This window comes from Neotamlana nanhaiensis, from assembly GCF_000943555.1.
Classification (GTDB): Bacteria; Bacteroidota; Bacteroidia; order Flavobacteriales; family Flavobacteriaceae; genus Neotamlana; species Neotamlana nanhaiensis.
In genome coordinates, this window is the sequence record NZ_JTDV01000019.1 from 1 (window position 1) to 15,988 (window position 15,988).

General features: G+C 35.8%; 15 protein-coding genes and 1 tRNA gene. 8 read left to right on the plus strand and 8 right to left on the minus strand.

Annotated features, from left to right (window positions below):
* From PK35_RS16340 to PK35_RS16350, 3 genes are all read right to left on the minus strand, one after another.
* Nucleotides 1-4,722, minus strand: a 4,722-nt coding sequence (locus PK35_RS16340) for a PKD domain-containing protein (protein ID WP_162182424.1), incomplete at its 3' end; no start/stop codon positions are given.
* The gene (locus PK35_RS16345; protein ID WP_044627658.1) at nt 4,631-6,025 is read right to left on the minus strand and encodes a PKD domain-containing protein; all 1,395 of its coding nucleotides are present in this window, start codon (nt 6,023-6,025) and stop codon (nt 4,631-4,633) included. The genes PK35_RS16345 and PK35_RS16340, both read right to left, overlap by 92 nt.
* Before the next feature lie 392 nt (nt 6,026-6,417).
* Nucleotides 6,418-6,499, minus strand: a tRNA-Leu gene (locus PK35_RS16350).
* Nucleotides 6,500-6,627: 128 nt separating this feature from the next.
* Between PK35_RS16350 and PK35_RS16355 the strand changes: the two genes are divergently transcribed.
* The 6 genes from PK35_RS16355 to PK35_RS16380 all read left to right on the plus strand — a co-directional run bounded on the left by PK35_RS16355 (nt 6,628) and on the right by PK35_RS16380 (nt 12,923).
* Complete coding sequence (locus PK35_RS16355) at nt 6,628-8,016, plus strand: dipeptidase (RefSeq protein WP_044627659.1); 1,389 nt, start codon at nt 6,628-6,630, stop codon at nt 8,014-8,016.
* A 119-nt stretch (nt 8,017-8,135) separates the two neighbouring features.
* A complete protein-coding gene (locus PK35_RS16360) occupies nt 8,136-8,996 on the plus strand; it encodes a DMT family transporter (RefSeq protein ID WP_044627660.1) in 861 nt (286 codons plus the stop codon).
* A 74-nt stretch (nt 8,997-9,070) separates the two neighbouring features.
* Nucleotides 9,071-9,436, plus strand: a complete 366-nt coding sequence (locus tag PK35_RS16365; RefSeq protein WP_044627661.1) for a BlaI/MecI/CopY family transcriptional regulator — start codon at nt 9,071-9,073, stop codon at nt 9,434-9,436.
* Nucleotides 9,437-9,438: 2 nt separating this feature from the next.
* The gene (locus PK35_RS17245) at nt 9,439-11,010 is read left to right on the plus strand and encodes a M56 family metallopeptidase (protein ID WP_052826059.1); all 1,572 of its coding nucleotides are present in this window, start codon (nt 9,439-9,441) and stop codon (nt 11,008-11,010) included.
* Nucleotides 11,011-11,082: 72 nt separating this feature from the next.
* On the plus strand, nt 11,083-11,673 hold the full coding sequence (locus tag PK35_RS16375; RefSeq protein ID WP_131474431.1) for a hypothetical protein: 591 nt from the start codon (nt 11,083-11,085) through the stop codon (nt 11,671-11,673).
* 149 nt (nt 11,674-11,822) lie between these two features.
* Nucleotides 11,823-12,923, plus strand: coding sequence for a DUF4407 domain-containing protein (locus PK35_RS16380; protein ID WP_044627710.1), 1,101 nt, complete (start codon nt 11,823-11,825; stop codon nt 12,921-12,923).
* Here PK35_RS16380 and PK35_RS16385 read toward each other — a convergent pair whose 3' ends face one another.
* The gene (locus tag PK35_RS16385) at nt 12,924-13,202 is read right to left on the minus strand and encodes an STAS domain-containing protein (RefSeq protein WP_044627663.1); all 279 of its coding nucleotides are present in this window, start codon (nt 13,200-13,202) and stop codon (nt 12,924-12,926) included.
* A gap of 214 nt (nt 13,203-13,416) precedes the next feature.
* On the opposite strand from PK35_RS16385, the gene PK35_RS16390 reads away from it, so the two are divergent.
* Both PK35_RS16390 and PK35_RS17910 read left to right on the plus strand, forming a co-directional pair.
* Nucleotides 13,417-13,845 carry a YybH family protein gene (locus tag PK35_RS16390; RefSeq protein WP_044627664.1) on the plus strand — a complete coding sequence of 143 codons (429 nt, stop codon included), beginning with the start codon at nt 13,417-13,419 and terminating at the stop codon, nt 13,843-13,845.
* Nucleotides 13,846-13,875: 30 nt separating this feature from the next.
* Complete coding sequence (locus PK35_RS17910) at nt 13,876-14,016, plus strand: hypothetical protein (protein WP_044627665.1); 141 nt, start codon at nt 13,876-13,878, stop codon at nt 14,014-14,016.
* On the opposite strand, the gene PK35_RS16400 is transcribed toward PK35_RS17910, so the two are convergent.
* From PK35_RS16400 to PK35_RS16415, 4 genes are read right to left on the minus strand one after another with little or no spacing between them, the layout of a single operon-like run.
* On the minus strand, nt 14,013-14,591 hold the full coding sequence (locus PK35_RS16400) for a PhnA domain-containing protein (RefSeq protein ID WP_044627666.1): 579 nt from the start codon (nt 14,589-14,591) through the stop codon (nt 14,013-14,015). The genes PK35_RS17910 and PK35_RS16400 overlap by 4 nt on opposite strands.
* A 17-nt stretch (nt 14,592-14,608) precedes the next feature.
* A complete protein-coding gene (locus PK35_RS16405; RefSeq protein ID WP_044627667.1) occupies nt 14,609-14,974 on the minus strand; it encodes an MmcQ/YjbR family DNA-binding protein in 366 nt (121 codons plus the stop codon).
* 3 nt (nt 14,975-14,977) lie between these two features.
* Nucleotides 14,978-15,376: a GNAT family N-acetyltransferase gene (locus tag PK35_RS16410; RefSeq protein WP_044627668.1), complete on the minus strand. Its 399-nt coding sequence runs from the start codon at nt 15,374-15,376 to the stop codon at nt 14,978-14,980.
* Nucleotides 15,376-15,984: a DUF4230 domain-containing protein gene (locus PK35_RS16415; protein WP_044627669.1), complete on the minus strand. Its 609-nt coding sequence runs from the start codon at nt 15,982-15,984 to the stop codon at nt 15,376-15,378. Before PK35_RS16415 ends, PK35_RS16410 begins: the two co-directional genes overlap by 1 nt.
* Between the last annotated feature and the right edge of the window lie 4 nt (nt 15,985-15,988).

The window sequence follows — 15,988 nt, forward strand, 5'->3', positions numbered from 1 at the left end:
CGCTTTGCTGATGCTTAGGTCGGAAGTATCAAGTGTAAGTTCTGCATTATCCTCATCATCTTCACTCTGGTCACCATCATCATTATTAACATCACTATCGGGATCTACCTGATCGCTGGCAGTAATTTCGGCTATATTATTGTACTCGCCTGCTGCTCCCGTTGGCGCATTTACCGTAGCTGTAATATTTAACGTTGCTGAGCTACCATTTGTAATAGTAGCTATAGTCCAAAGGCCTGTAGCTGAATCATAGTCACCTGAAGAATCATCACCAACATAGGTAAAACCTGCTGGTAACTGATCTACAACTTCTACATTAGTGGCATCATTAGCTCCATCATTATCAACAATTATAGTAAATGTTACTGTATCCCCAACGGTTGCGTTAGAAGGCATTACGGTTTTTGCCAAATTCAAATCGGCTTCTTCAATTATAAAAGTTACCGTATCCTCATCATCATCATCACCACCTGTTGTTGGGTCATTATCTCCATCGGCATTATCCTCATCTACTGTAGCATCTGTTGTTGGATCACTGTCTGGATCATCTAAATCACTTGCAGTAATTTGAACATTATTAGTATAATTTCCTGAGTCATTCACAATAGCATCATAAGTAAGTGTTCTTGATAAACCATTTCCTAAATCTAAATTACTCCAAACTATAGATTTATTTCCTAAAATAAATACTCCTGAGTTAGAAATTGTACCTGGAACTACATCAAATCCAGATGGTAGTAAATCTTCAATGGCAACACCTGTAGCATCTCCTGGACCAAAATTCTCTAAAAATATTGAGAATGTAACTGTGTCCCCTACTGAACCTGACAGTGGTAAAACTGATTTTGTTATTTGTAAATCGGCTAATTCTAATGTTATTTCTGCGTTATCTTCGTCATCTTCACTTTGGTCGCCATTATCATTATTCGGAGTACTATTTGGGTCTGCTTGATCGCTATTTGTAATTTCAGCTATATTTAAATACTCATTTAAAGTACCAGATGGTGCATTAACTATTGCTGTGATATTCAATACCTGATCTAACGCCGCAGTTACTGAACCTGTAGTCCAAACTCCTGTAGCAGGGTTATAATTACCAGAAGCATCATCACTTTGATAGGCATATCCGCTAGGTAATTGATCTACCACCTCTACATTTGTAGCTGTATCTGCACCTCCATTAGAAACTGTTATGGTAAATACGACTGTATCTCCAACGCTTACACTTGTAGGCAACACTGTTTTTTGAAGTGACAAATCTGCTGATTGAATAGTAACTGATGCTGTATCCTCATCATCGTCGTCACCACCTGTATTTGGATTATCATCTCCATCAGCATTATCTTCATCTACCGTAGCATCAGTATTAGGATCACTATCTGGGTCTAAGTTATCACTGGCAGTGATTTGAGCAGAATTCACATAGGATCCTGTAGCGTTAACTGTTGCATCAAAAGTTAAGTTTAAAGTATCCCCATTTGCTATACTTAAGTTTGTCCAAGTGATGGTTTGTGTCCCTAAATCAAAAGTTCCACTATTAGAAACTGTTCCAGACACTAGAGAAAAGCCTAAAGGCAAAACGTCTTCAACATTAACACCTGTTGCATCAGCGTTTGTGGCATTTGCATCATTATTAAAAATGGAAACCGTAAATGTTACAATATCCCCTACATTTACATTTGAATTTGAAACTGTTTTTGTTAATTCTAAATCTGAAATTGGATTAATAGTAATAGTTACATCATCTGAAGCATCACTACATGTTCCATTGGAAACAGTCCATCTAAAAACATATGTTCCAACTGTTGTTCCAGCAACTGTTGTTGTAGGATCGTTTTCATTTATAAAATTAACAGTAGAAGGACCAGAAACTTGAGTCCAAGTTCCAATTCCAGATGTAGCTGGGGTAGCATCTAAAGTAACTGCTGAAAATTGTGGTAATGATTGATCTGGACCAGCTTCCGCAGTTATAGGATCAGAATATATAAGAATTTCCATCGTATCAACGGAAGTACATCCTCCGCCAACTGCTGTCCAAGTAAATTGATAAGTGCCTGCAGATAAGCCAAGCACTAAACTTTTTGGATTATTGGGGGCAGTAATTGTTGCTGGAGCCCCTGCCGTCTGTGTCCATGTTCCTGTGCCAACTGCTAGAGGTGTAGCATCAAGAAAAGCTTGAGTATTATCGCAATATTCTTGATCTGGACCTGCAATAGCTTGTGAAGGTGGTGCACCTGTATAGGTTAAAGTAACGGTATCAGATTGAGGTGCACATGCTCCTGATGTTAATGGCCCACTTGTTACTGTCCACGTTAAAACATAAACATCATCAACTCCATCATTTCCAATATCATCTGGTATATTTGATAATGTAGTTTGCGGGTTGTTTGGGCTATCTATTATTACAATTCCACCTGAAGGATCATCTCCTGGATTTTCAAATGTCCATTGTCCTATGCCTACAGTTGGTGTTGTTGCATTTAGCTGCGTATTTTGTTGACATGCTAATGGTTGGTTTGGACCAGCTTCGACAGGCGTTGGAGCCTCAAAAACTTCAATTCTAACTATATCAGCATTATCGGTACAAAAACCTGTAACAAAATTTAACTCTACAATATAAATACCAGGAACTGTTAACCCTGTTACATCTGTTGTTGTACTATTATTTGGTGTAGTAAAACCAACCGTTGCTCCTCCTGGTTGGGATAATAATCTCCATTCTGATGTTACATCCCCAGGAATTGCAATATTTCCTGCAGTTAAAGAAGCCGTTGTTGTATCAGCAATACAAATATCTTGATCTAAACCTGCATCAGCATCTTCACTTGGACCATCACTAACGGTCACAGTTACTTGTTCTGTATTATTACATGCTGCTCCTGATCCAGCATAATCAGTTGTATATTCAAATACATAAACAGAGCCTGCATCAACAGGTGCATTTGCTGTGTTACTATTACTTGGTGATTGTGTTGGAGAATAAGGTGCAATTACCCCAGGAGTTGTATCTCCATCCACAGAAACTATACTCCAAATACCTGTAGTACCTTGCGTAGCTTCAAGAAAAACGCTGCTAACTAAACAAAGTTCTTGATCTGCCATAGGTGCTGCAGGAGCAAAAACATCTACCGTAACGTCATCAGAAGAATTTGGACAAAATGGCGAACTTCCAACAGTTGTCCATCTAAACACATAAGAACCCGTTTCAAGATTTGTTACGTTTATCGAATTATCCCCTGGATTATCTATAGTTGGTGTATTTGGTCCTGAAACTACAGTCCAAGTTCCGTTTTCAGCATCTGGGTTAACTAAAGGATCTGCTGTGATATTTGTATTTGTAGCAGCACATATCACTTGATTACCTCCTTGTATAACTGCTTGCGTAGGTGGAATTCCTACCTCTATTGTAACTTGATCAGGTGTAGCGGAAGCTACACAATTCCCGTAATCTATTACCCATTCAAAAACATAAGTTCCATCTAATAGATCTGAGAAGGTTGCAGTTGGACTGTTAACGTCATCTACAGTGTAACCTCCTAAACCAGATACTAAATTCCAAGTTCCTTGCCCTCCATCTGGTGCAGGAGTTGCATTCATAGTAAACGATAATAATACTGGATCTAAGCATAATTGCAATTGATCTGGACCAGCATCAATAGTTATGTTCGTATCTGCTACAACAACTTCTACTGTATCTAATGTTGAAGGGCATGCATTTGGAGGTGGTGCTGAGTAAGCTATTTCCCATTGAAACTCATATTGCCCATCAATCAAACCTGTTACTTCAGAAGTTTCACTATTTGGATTTGTAAATGTTACTGTTGATGGACCTGAAATTTGTGTCCAAGTTCCAGTTTCATCAATATCTGGTGCATTCCCACTAAGATTTGGTATTGTTGTTACTCCAGGGCCAAAACAAAAATCTGTGCCAGCATCAGCAATTGTTGGAGATTCATCTGCAGATGTTGTTATAATCACATCATCAGTTGCTGCTGGCCCACAGTTTAAATAATCGTTTAAAAGCGACCATGTTAATGTGTATGCTGTTGATGGCAATACAAAACCAGTAGCTATAGCATTAGGGTCATTTACATCAGAAAAAACAACACTAGGGTCTGATGCTGTCCATGTCCCCGTTTGGCTATCTGTTCCTGGATCTGCGGCTAACTGCACTGGTGCGTTAAAGCAAACTGTTTGATTTGCACCAGCTTCAACTGGTGAATTATCCAAAGGAGAAACAAAAACACTCGTATCTGATACTTGAGGTGGTGTACAATTTGGTCCAGCAGTCACAGTATATCTAAACACATATTCTCCAGGAACAAGTCCAGATATAGTAGTTGTTCTGGCATAAACATCAGCAATGGTAGCTGCATCTGGTCCAGATACTTGAGACCAAACCGAAGTTTCCCCTGGTAGAATAGCACTACCTGCTATTGTACCTCCAACTTGACCACAAACAAAAGTTTGAGGTGAGCCAGCATTAGCGCCAGATATTGGAGTTGAAATAAATATATTAATGGCATCATTAGCTGTATCGCAACTTAGCAAAAGATTACCAATTCTTCTTCTTCTAAAGTTTACAGTATAAGTACCAGCAACATCAAAAACATTAATATTAGCTGTACCACTATTTCCGCTTCCTAAGTTTGTATAAGTAGTAGGAAATGTTAACCCTGAATGCTGGCCCACTAACAATACTATACTCAGTTCTATTTCCACTAGTAGATGTGTATGGCACAGAAATTGATGTATCTCCACAATCTCCAATAATATCGTTACCAGAATTTGCACTTATACTTATTGGGTTTACATTATACCTAACATTAACAATATCTGTTGATGTACATAAAGTAACCGAATTTGTAATAGTATATCTAAATTGATAAGCACTTGGAGAAGATAAACCTGTAACCTGAGTTGTAGCACTTGTCGGATCTACTATTGTAGCTGCTGGACCACTAATTTGCTCCCAAAGCACTGTTTCATTGGTGAAATCTGGCGAATTTCCTACTAAAGTAGTTTCGGTGATAGAGGGATCACAAAAACGTTGATTATCATCTGAAATACTAGCTTGTGTTACATCTTGGGTTGCAGGCGGTACCGTAACTGTAACTGTATCACTACCAGAGACACAAGGACCTACAACATCCCACCTAAACACATACACTCCTTCAACCAAACTATTCACACTAGTGTTACTTGAGTTAGGGCTAACTATATTTGGGTTTGATGGCCCGCTAACAAATGTCCAAGTACCTAATTGACCATTTATATTATTACCAGCAAAGCTCCCATTTAAATTAGTATTTTGACTTATTGTATAACAATTTGACAAGGTTTGATCTCCACCAGCATCAACTGGCGCTTCACCTCCATAGTTGGTAACTGTAATTTCATCAAAGGATTCACAAAATCGCCCAGAAGCATATTCAGGACCAGTAATAGTCCACCTTAAGGTTGTTGTTCCAGCACTACTTTCTGGCAAAGTAATTGTAGATGTTGCCGAATTAGGTTGGTTAATTACAACTCCAGCATCATTACTTCCATTTACAGACCACACACCTATTTCTCCTGGATTACCCGGAACGTTAGCATTTATTACTAATGAACCTGAACTATCTGGGCAAGAAGCAACATCTAAGCCTGCATCAGCAACAGTAATGGGCTCCACAGTAAATGTAACTGTTTGCGAAGGTGTATCTCCATTTGGGCAAACAGCAGATAATTGAAAAACATAGGTGTTGCCTCCAGAAAAACCGGTAATTATTGGATTATCAATTGTTGGATCACTTATAACTACAGATGGCCCTCCAATTTGTGCCCATGTAGGTCCTTCAGCATAAGTGTCAGGGGAATTTCCATTTAATTGAAAAAGGTCATTAGAACAAATTGTTTGATCAATTCCAGCATTTATAGTACACGATTGGGCATTTAATGAGTTAGCACTAAATAATAATACAAGCAGAACAAAAGTATAAATACAAGAAAGACTTGTTTTGTTACTAGGGTAGAAATTATTCATTTATAATTTATTATAGTTGATATATTAATTGTCTAAAATAAAAATTGATATTTTTAATCTTATCCAAGATTAAAAATACATATTTATCGATTAATAACCAATTAAAATAAAAAAATGAGAGAAAATTACCAAAAATTATATCATATTATTAATACTACAAAGCAATTACAATCTCTAATATAGAAACAGAAATTAGTTTTAAAAAAACAATTTATTAATAAAGATTTGTTAATAAATTTCCTACTAGATTGTTTTTAACATTAAATATATTTAAATCTCACTATTCAAAATTAAGTCAATTAAAATAGTAAAATGCTGTACCTATGTTGTACCCATCTAAAATTTTATAATAAATTTTAAATAAAAAAGCCGAAGAAAATCTTCGGCTTGTGTGCGGGCGGAGAGACTCGAACTCTCACACCTCGCGGCACTAGATCCTAAGTCTAGCGTGTCTACCAATTCCACCACGCCCGCATTATGTAATCCCGATTGCTATCAAGAATCGGGATGCAAATATAATCAAGATTTTTAAATTGCAAACTTATAATCATTAAAAACATACTTTTTTTAATACTTTTGAAATCAATCCTCTTAATCTTATTATGCAAAACATACAATCTTACATACAAGAACACAAAGATCGTTTTTTAAACGAGCTTATCGAACTACTAAAAATACCATCTATAAGTGCCGATTCTGCTTATAAAAACGACGTTTTAAAAACTGCCGAAGCCATAAAAACAAGCCTTGAAAACGCAGGTTGCGATGCGGTAGAAATTTGCGAAACCGCGGGCTACCCAATTGTGTATGGCGAAAAATTAATTGACAAAAACTTACCAACCGTTTTAGTTTACGGGCATTACGATGTGCAACCGCCAGATCCTTTAAACCTGTGGAACTCACCTCCATTCGAGCCTGTTATAAAAACTACCGAACGCCACCCCGAAGGCGCCATTTTCGCGCGTGGTGCCTGCGACGATAAAGGTCAAATGTACATGCATGTAAAAGCTTTAGAGTACATGACGGCGAATAACGAGCTACCGTGCAACGTAAAATTTATGATTGAAGGTGAAGAAGAAGTAGGCAGTGCAAACCTCGCCACCTTTGTAAAAAACAACCAGGAGAAGTTAAAAAACGATGTTATTTTAATTTCCGATACGGGTATGATTGCCAACGATGTGCCATCCATAACCACCGGATTACGCGGCTTGAGCTACGTTGAAGTGGAAGTTACCGGACCAAATCGCGATTTACATTCTGGCTTATACGGCGGTGCCGTGGCAAACCCTATAAATGTATTGAGTAAAATGATTGCGTCGTTACACGATGAAAACAATCACATAACCATTCCTGGATTTTACGACAAGGTGGAAAACCTAAGCGATGCCGAACGTGCAGAAATGGCAAAAGCCCCTTTTTCTCTCGAAAACTATAAAAAAGCACTCGATATTAACGCTGTTTACGGCGAAACAGGTTACAGCACTAACGAACGTAATGCTATTCGTCCAACCCTCGATGTAAATGGTATTTGGGGCGGTTACACTGGCGAAGGTGCCAAAACCGTAATTGCCAGTAAAGCCTATGCTAAAATATCAATGCGATTGGTACCAAACCAAGATTGGGAAGAAATTACGCAACTATTTAAAACACATTTCGAAACTATTGCGCCCGATGCCGTAAAGGTAAAAATAATGCCACACCACGGCGGACAAGGTTATGTAACACCCATAGACAGCCTTGGTTACCAAGCCGCAAGTAAGGCCTACCAACAAACCTTTGGCAAAACTCCGATACCGCAACGCAGTGGTGGTAGCATTCCTATCGTGTCACTTTTCGAGCAGGAACTTAAAAGCAAAACCATTTTAATGGGCTTTGGTCTCGACAGCGACGCCATACACTCGCCAAACGAGCATTTTGGCATTTGGAATTATCTAAAAGGCATCGAAACTATTCCGTGGTTTTACAAATATTTCACAGCGTTAAATCAATAAATATTGGGCGTTACCCCGCTTCTCATGGCGGGGTCGTGCTATACACTACTAGTTTTGGCTCAAAGCGGCCGCTCGCCAAAAGCTAACCGTTACTATCGCTAACGCAACGCACAACTTCAATGAAAAATACCAACTCGCAAAACTTATTAATACTACTGTTAGCTACTTTTTTAATAAGTACCTCAGGGCCACTCGGAAAATTTATCGACTTACCCGTTCCTGTTATTATTTGGTGGCGCGTTGCTATTGCAGCCCTAGTTTTGTTCGTGTTGTGCAAATACCAAAAATTTAATTTAGCCCTAAACTCAAAAAAAGATTATACCACCATTGGCGTTAGTGCCTTATTATTTGGCGGACATTTAATTACCTATTTCTACGCTTTAAAATTATCTAACGTTGCTTTAGGTATGTTGTCGCTTTTTACATTTCCTGTAATTACAGCTTTGTTAGAACCCATTTTTAGCAAAACCAAACTCAATGTTGTTCATGTATTCTTAGGTGTTTTGGTACTTATTGGCCTGTATATTTTAGCGCCCGATTTTAATTTCGAAAACAGCTATTTTAAAGGTATTCTGTTTGGGATAGCTTCAGCTTTGTGTTATGCCATTCGCAACCTGATTATGAAAAACGAAGTAAAAAAATACAATGGTGTTGTGCTTAATTTTTATCAGCTAGCTATACTAAGTATCATTTTATCACCATTTTTATTCACGTTAGGCACTAGTAATATTAGCACACAATATCCTTATATTTTAATGTTAGCTATTTTAACAACCGCTATTGGGCACACTTTACTTATTCGCTCGTTTAAACACTTTTCGGTAAGTACTGCTAGCATTATAAACGGTATTCAACCGGTTTTTGGCATTGTGATCGCCTATTTCTTTTTAAACGAAACACCCAACCAAAACACTTTTATTGGTGGCGGTTTAATTTTGATAACGGTTATTGTAGAGAGTATTCGCTCTAAAAAACAATAGAAAAAACAACTCTACACTTGTAGAAAACATATTTTTATTCTACATTTGTAGAAAACATTCTAATCTTGTAGAAAATGCAACTATCAAAAACCGAAGAAGATTTAATGAACCACCTCTGGAAACTCGAAAAAGCTTTTATGAAAGATTTACTCGAAGCTTATCCAGAACCCAAACCTGCTACTACAACCGTAGCTACACTTTTAAAGCGTATGACCGATAAAGGTTTTATTGCTTATAAACTTTATGGAAAATCGAGAGAGTATTACCCGCTTGTAAAAAAGAAAGACTATTTCTCGAAGCACGTAAACGGATTGATTAAAAACTTTTTTAATGATAGCGCATCGCAGTTTGCGTCGTTTTTTACCAAAGAAACCAACCTCACTAAAAAAGAGTTAGAAGATTTAAAAGCAATTATCGATAACGAAATTAAAAACAAGTAATTATGCTAATTTACTTAATAAAATCGAGCGCCTGTTTAGCTATTTTAATGCTGTTTTATAAACTCTGTTTAGAAAAAACAAGCGCACACCACTTTAAACGGTTTTATTTGTTAGCCATAGTTCTAGTGTCGGTTGCTATTCCCTTTATAACGTTTACCTCCTATGTCGAAGTTGAAAACACCTTTACTCAGCCTTATATTGAAACCGATTTATCAATTATCATACACGAACCAACCTTTTGGGAAGCCTATTCTCCAAAATTATTCTGGGGTATTTATTTGCTAGGTGTGGCTGTTTTTATGGTTCGATTTATAAAGAACTTGTTCGATATTTTTGAGACGATAAAAGCAAATCCTAAGTACAAAAATGCATCGTTTATAAATGTTTTGGTGATGGATTTACTCCACCCGCACACGTTTTTTAATTACATATTTATTAATCGAAATAAATTTGAAAATCATCAAATACCAACCGAAGTTTTATTACACGAACAAACACACGCCAAACAAAAACACGGCATAGATATTTTATTCATTGAACTGCTTCAAATTATATTTTGGTTTAATCCAATACTTTATTTACTAAAGAAAGATATAAAACTTAACCACGAATTTTTAGCCGATCAGTCCGTTATAAATCAAGGTTACAACACAAAACATTATCAGCAATTACTATTAGCATACTCATCACATGCAGCTGATACGCCTTTGGCAAATGCCATTAATTATTCATTAATCAAAAAACGTTTTACAGTTATGAAAACAAAAACATCAAAAGTAAATTTATGGATTCGAGGTCTTATCGTTTTTCCATTACTCGCTATGCTTATTTATAGCTTTAGTGATAAAATTGTTTTACCTCAACCCAATCAATCAGAAACTCCAAATCATTTATTTAAAAGTGATAGCTTAAACCGAACTCCAACGTGCTTTATAACAATAATTGACGATGAAACTATTTCTTTAAACGGTAAGAAATACAGTTTACAAAACTTTGATAATCATTTAAAGAATTTCCTTAAACCCCTACCTCCAGAACAAAAAGAAAAGCTCACTTCTTTTATTGTTCATGGTCCTAATGACAATAAAACCTTAAAAACAGTAAACATTATTTTAAGAAAACATAACCTTTTAAAAATAAATACGAAACAAGAAGTAAATACAACTCAACAAAAAGCAACGCCAGAGCAAATAGCCCAGTATAACAAGCTGGTTAAAAAATTTAATTCTTTACCCGCAGGCAGTCGGATAATTACAATTAAAGATAAAAACCGCTTAGAGGAGATTTATAATTTAATGACCTTTGAACAAAAGAGAAATAGTGAAATATTTCCAAATTTTAATACAGTAATGCCTGTACCTGTCAATCCGAATCAGGAAAAAGCAACCCCAGAACAAATATCGGAATACAATAAGCTTGCAACGAAATACAACAATCTCACAGTAGAAAAACGTATTTACAAAATGAAGGATGTTGTCCATATAAAATATTTGTATAGCTTAATGAACAAAGCACAAAAGGCTAATGCTAAACCGTTTCCATATTTTCCGCCTCCACCACCTAAGTCTGAGTAACAAAAAGCAACCCCAGAGCAAATAGCTGAGTACAACAAAATCGCCTCAAAGCACAACAACCAAACCGACAACATGCGTATTTATAAATTCAACGATTTAGAGCGTATGGAATATTTGTATGGTTTAATGAGTAAAGCCCAAAAAGCCAGTGCAGAACCTTTTCCTAAGTTCCCACCTCCGCCACCGCCACCAACTGTTCCCTCAACTACAAATAATACGCTGTCTCCAGAATTGTTAAAATTAAAAACTGATTACGAAAAAGAATCAAAACAATACAGCAAGGCAATACAACTCTATTTAAAAGAAAATAAAGGTACCCGAGCAGAACTAAATGAACAATTTAATTCTGTAATGAAGCTGTATATTCAATATTCAAAAAAATCCAAAAAAGAAAAAATTATACCAATTATTCCACCGCCATCTCCACTACCCCCTTCAAAAACATTAGGCAATGTCGAGAACATTCCAACACCTCCTGAGTCAAAGTCGTCATTAGAGCGCATAAAAGATTTGGAGAAAAAAGGAGCCATGTTTTATTACAAAAACGAAAAAATTTCTTTCGAAAAGGCTAAAAAAATTATTCAAAAAAAACACATTACCTATTTAGGTATTGATATTCATAAAATAAATAATGAAATCTTTGTAAAACTTTCAACAGATTAATAAAATAACAAGTTAAACATTATTATAAAGCCTGTTTTGTGTTTTAACAAACAGGTTTTTCTTTTTAATTGTAACAAATGATGCGTTTTAGCGTTCTAATAAACAATCATCACTCTGCTTTAGGCAGTAAATCAAAAAACCATCAAGTTATGTTAAAAAAATTCTTTATTCTTTGCTCTGGCGCCGACACCGATATTCTAGACACCTGTAGTAACGGCGAACAAAATAAATACGCAGGTATAGGCGCTACAGTGTTTTTTACCGCTGTTATGGCAACCATTGCGGCGAGTTATGCCCTTTATACGGTGTTCGATAACTTATATACATCCGTATTTTTTGGATTGGTTTGGGGATTACTCATTTTTAATTTAGATCGCTACATTGTATCAACCATTAAAAAAACAGGAAATATTGTAGACGAACTTATTCAAGCATCACCACGACTGCTTCTAGCCGTAATTATTGCCATTGTAATTTCGAAACCTATAGAACTTAAAATTTTTGAAAAGGAAATAAACCAAGTCTTGCTAACCGAAAAAAACAACATGACTTTGGATAACAAAACGCAAATAGCTGAACAATTCACGCCAAAAATTGAAGCTTTTAACACAAAAATAGATTCCTTACAAAGTGACATAAACAATAAAGAAGCCGAAGTCAATGCCCTTTACGACGTTTACATTAATGAAGCCGAAGGAACTGCTGGCACCAAACTTTTAGGAAAAGGACCTGTTTACAAAGAAAAACGCGATAAGCACGATGCTGCTCTTGCAGAACTACAGCAATTAAAAACCGATAATAAAGCAAAAATTGAAGCTCTAGAAGCTAAAATTACTCAAGCGGAAACCGATTACACCAACCAAGTAACCAGTTCGCAACCTATAATTGATAATTTTGATGGTTTAATGGCTCGTGTAAACGCCTTAAACAAACTACCGTGGTTACCTTCATTTTTTATTTTCCTATTGTTTTTAGCCATAGAAACATCGCCTATTTTCGCTAAGTTACTTTCTCCAAGAGGTGCTTACGATTATAAACTTGAAGACGAAGAAACCGCATTAAAAACGCATGTACTACAAAATAAAAATCAGCGAGAGATTATGTTAGAAACAGATACAGCCGTAAACGACCGCATTTACAACGATATTAAAAACGAAGACGAACTCTATAATTACAAACGCAAAAAAGCACGCGAACTTATGCAATTACAAGCCGATGCTTTTTATAAAAAACAGAAAAATATTTTGTAGTTACGCGGCAGAATTAGAACTAAAATGTTCGTATAAATCTTTACAACCGTAGCCAATAATCGATAACTTTTTATTTTGCTTTAACGCATCAAAATGTAGTTGAGAAATAGCTGCTACACCATATTTATCCATACTTTCAACATCTTGTATGCTAATAGTTACAGCATCTACTTTATTAAAAATGTTTTTAAATTCCGCTTTAAAAGTATAAGCGTTTTTTTTGTTTAAGTGACCTTTAACTTTATAGAAGTTGTTGTAGCCAGAAATTTTTAATTCCATAATTAGGTGGTTTTAATGTTAATAATAAATTTGAGGGAGACCAAGTCACTGACTTTGAAATAAATATAGAAACAAAAACAACTACTAGCCGTATTTTATCGATAAATAGAAATTTACTTTAGATGAATAAAACTTTTCTGTCGATTTTATCGATGAGTAACCAACTAAATTTTTCTATTTTTACCAATATAAAACGTAACAACAAATCGCATTTATGAAAAAATTTCTTTTAATTTTTTGTCTATTTACAGCTTTTTATGGGTTTTCTCAAACCGAAGAAGACGATAAAAAAGCCATTCAAAAAGTACTTAAAAAACAACGCTTAGCATGGTCCAAAAACAATCTTGAAGAATTTATGGAAGGTTACTGGAAAAGTGACTCGCTTACTTTTTACGGAGCCAATGGTGTTGTAAATGGTTGGCAGGCTACTTTAGATCGCTACAAACAAGGTTACCCAACCGAAGACCACACAGGAACTTTAAGCTTTAAAATTAACGCTGTTAACAAAATTGAAACCAACGCGTATTATGTTTTAGGTGAATACCATTTAAAGCGCGAAGTTGGTAATGCCGACGGATTTTTTATGCTCGTTTTTAAGAAAATTAACGGGGAATGGAAGATTATTGCCGATACGTCTTCGTAATACTTGTACGGTACACGCCTCTCTTTTTTAATGAAATACAGCTACAAAGTTATACTTATGGTTATTCTAGCCGCCATAACCATTTACGGTTTGGCGACCGGAAAATATTTGTTTTTAGTGTTTATGTTTCCGTTAGGGCTTAACATATTTAAAAAGAAAAACGACCATTAAGTTTTCTTTACATAATCGGTAATAATCACAATGTGTTGTCCATCTACTTTACCTTCAATGTATTTGGCATTTTCATGATCTAATCTAATATTTCTAACCGCAGTACCTTGTTTTGCTACCATACTGCTGCCTTTAACTTTTAAATCTTTTATCAGTACAACCGAATCGCCGTTAGCCAAAATAACACCATTACTATCGCGATGAATTATTTTTTCGCTCTCGTCCTTATCTTCACCCGTAGCTCTTGCCAATGCCAAAGCTTCATCGTCTAAATACATCATATCTAGTAAATCTTTTGGCCAACCTTCGTTACGCAACCTTTGTAGCATACGCCACGACATAATTTGTACCGCAACAAATTCGCTCCACATACTGTCGTTTAAACAACGCCAGTGGTTTACATCCATTTCGGTGTTGCCTTCAATTTGATCTAAACACACTTTACAAACCAAAACGTCGTTATCAACATTTTCGTTTAACGATGGCGGAATAGTATATTGACTTAAATCTTGGGTAGATTTACATAACTCGCAGCTCTCGCCACTGCGTTCTTTTAGTGTTTGTAGTACACTCATTATATTTTAATTAGATATTAATCGTTTAATTGGGCTTGAAGTTTCTTAGGCATACCTCTAACCACCATGTTGTATGAATGATCAATAAGTTCCTTTATAAAATTTGGTTGTAATTCGTTTGAATGCAGATTCACCGTATTCCAGTGCTTTTTACTCATATGAAACCCTGGAAATATCGCTTCGTATTCTCCACGCAATTCCAAAGCATAATCTGGATCGCACTTTAAATTAACCGAAGGTGTACCAGCTTCCCAACCACGCAATGAGGATAAAGCAAACATTTTCCCTAACACTTTAAACACCAAAGTATCTTCATCGAACGGAAAATGCTCGGTCACTGCTTTTTTACTTAAACAGTAGTTGCGGTAATCTTCTATATTCATAAACTACAATAGTTTTTCCATGAGTTTTTCAGGATGACTTAAATTGGTAAAACCATATTGTTTGTACAAACCGTGAGCATCTTTTGTTTTTAGCATCCAAACTTTACAATCCTGTAAAGTCTTATTTGTTGTGACGGCATCCATGAGTTTTTTTGAATAACCATTACCGCGATGTTCTGGCAATATAAAAACATCCATTATATAAGCAAAAACGGCATAATCTGTTGCTACACGAGCAAAACCAATTTGCGCCTTATTTAAATAAACACCGAAACACAAGCAATTATCAATAGTTGTTTTTACTTGCGCTAAAGTCCTACCCTTAGCCCAATAGGTTTGACTTAAAAACTGATGAATCAGCGATACATCGAGTTTACTTTTGTCGGTCGATATTTCTAGCATTAATTCAACTTTTTAGGGGTTTCATCTTCTATTTTTAAAGCGGAATAATCTAACTGCCAACCAATGGTTTCGACTATCGTTTCTATAAGCAAAATGGTATCAAGCGCTTCTTTTTGAGCAATTTCTATGAGTCCGCTTTCTGGAATTTTTTCTTGAATATGACGTTTCGCCTCGTTGTGCAACCCTGTTAAATCGGTGGCTTCAAACTTATTGAAATAGCCATCTTTTTTATCGTAGTAATTCAAATTGGTTTCAATAGAAAGGACTTCAGGTTGCGGAAAATGTTCTAAAACTATCTTCTTGTTATCATTTTCAGCTTTTATTTCAATCTTGGATAAGTCGTAACCCACATGCGCTTTCGCATTTATTACTACCAAGGCTTTTTTCTTGCTGGTAATTAATTTTAAAAAGCGCTCTTTGACATCTTCGTAATGGTAAATTTCAGCAAAATCACCTTCAACAGTTATAAACTTACAAACCTTTTTAATTTTATCGATTAAAATAGTGGATTGCGAGTTTACTAAACTTTTCTTTTTAAAAGATTTTACGAAAGTTACGATTCCTAACGTAACTAAAACGCCTATAATTATGCCTAAAAAAGCTTCCATATTT

Excerpts from the sequence above, each read along its gene's own strand:
- PK35_RS16345 (WP_044627658.1), bottom strand. The coding sequence starts at position 6,025 with ATGAATAATTTCTACCCTAGTAACAAAACAAGTCTTTCTTGTATTTAT.
- PK35_RS16355 (WP_044627659.1), top strand. The coding sequence starts at position 6,628 with ATGCAAAACATACAATCTTACATACAAGAACACAAAGATCGTTTTTTA.
- PK35_RS16360 (WP_044627660.1), top strand. The coding sequence starts at position 8,136 with ATGAAAAATACCAACTCGCAAAACTTATTAATACTACTGTTAGCTACT.
- PK35_RS16365 (WP_044627661.1), top strand. The coding sequence starts at position 9,071 with ATGCAACTATCAAAAACCGAAGAAGATTTAATGAACCACCTCTGGAAA.
- PK35_RS17245 (WP_052826059.1), top strand. The coding sequence starts at position 9,439 with ATGCTAATTTACTTAATAAAATCGAGCGCCTGTTTAGCTATTTTAATG.
- PK35_RS16375 (WP_131474431.1), top strand. The coding sequence starts at position 11,083 with ATGCGTATTTATAAATTCAACGATTTAGAGCGTATGGAATATTTGTAT.
- PK35_RS16380 (WP_044627710.1), top strand. The coding sequence starts at position 11,823 with ATGTTAAAAAAATTCTTTATTCTTTGCTCTGGCGCCGACACCGATATT.
- PK35_RS16385 (WP_044627663.1), bottom strand. The coding sequence starts at position 13,202 with ATGGAATTAAAAATTTCTGGCTACAACAACTTCTATAAAGTTAAAGGT.
- PK35_RS16390 (WP_044627664.1), top strand. The coding sequence starts at position 13,417 with ATGAAAAAATTTCTTTTAATTTTTTGTCTATTTACAGCTTTTTATGGG.
- PK35_RS17910 (WP_044627665.1), top strand. The coding sequence starts at position 13,876 with ATGAAATACAGCTACAAAGTTATACTTATGGTTATTCTAGCCGCCATA.
- PK35_RS16400 (WP_044627666.1), bottom strand. The coding sequence starts at position 14,591 with ATGAGTGTACTACAAACACTAAAAGAACGCAGTGGCGAGAGCTGCGAG.
- PK35_RS16405 (WP_044627667.1), bottom strand. The coding sequence starts at position 14,974 with ATGAATATAGAAGATTACCGCAACTACTGTTTAAGTAAAAAAGCAGTG.
- PK35_RS16410 (WP_044627668.1), bottom strand. The coding sequence starts at position 15,376 with ATGCTAGAAATATCGACCGACAAAAGTAAACTCGATGTATCGCTGATT.
- PK35_RS16415 (WP_044627669.1), bottom strand. The coding sequence starts at position 15,984 with ATGGAAGCTTTTTTAGGCATAATTATAGGCGTTTTAGTTACGTTAGGA.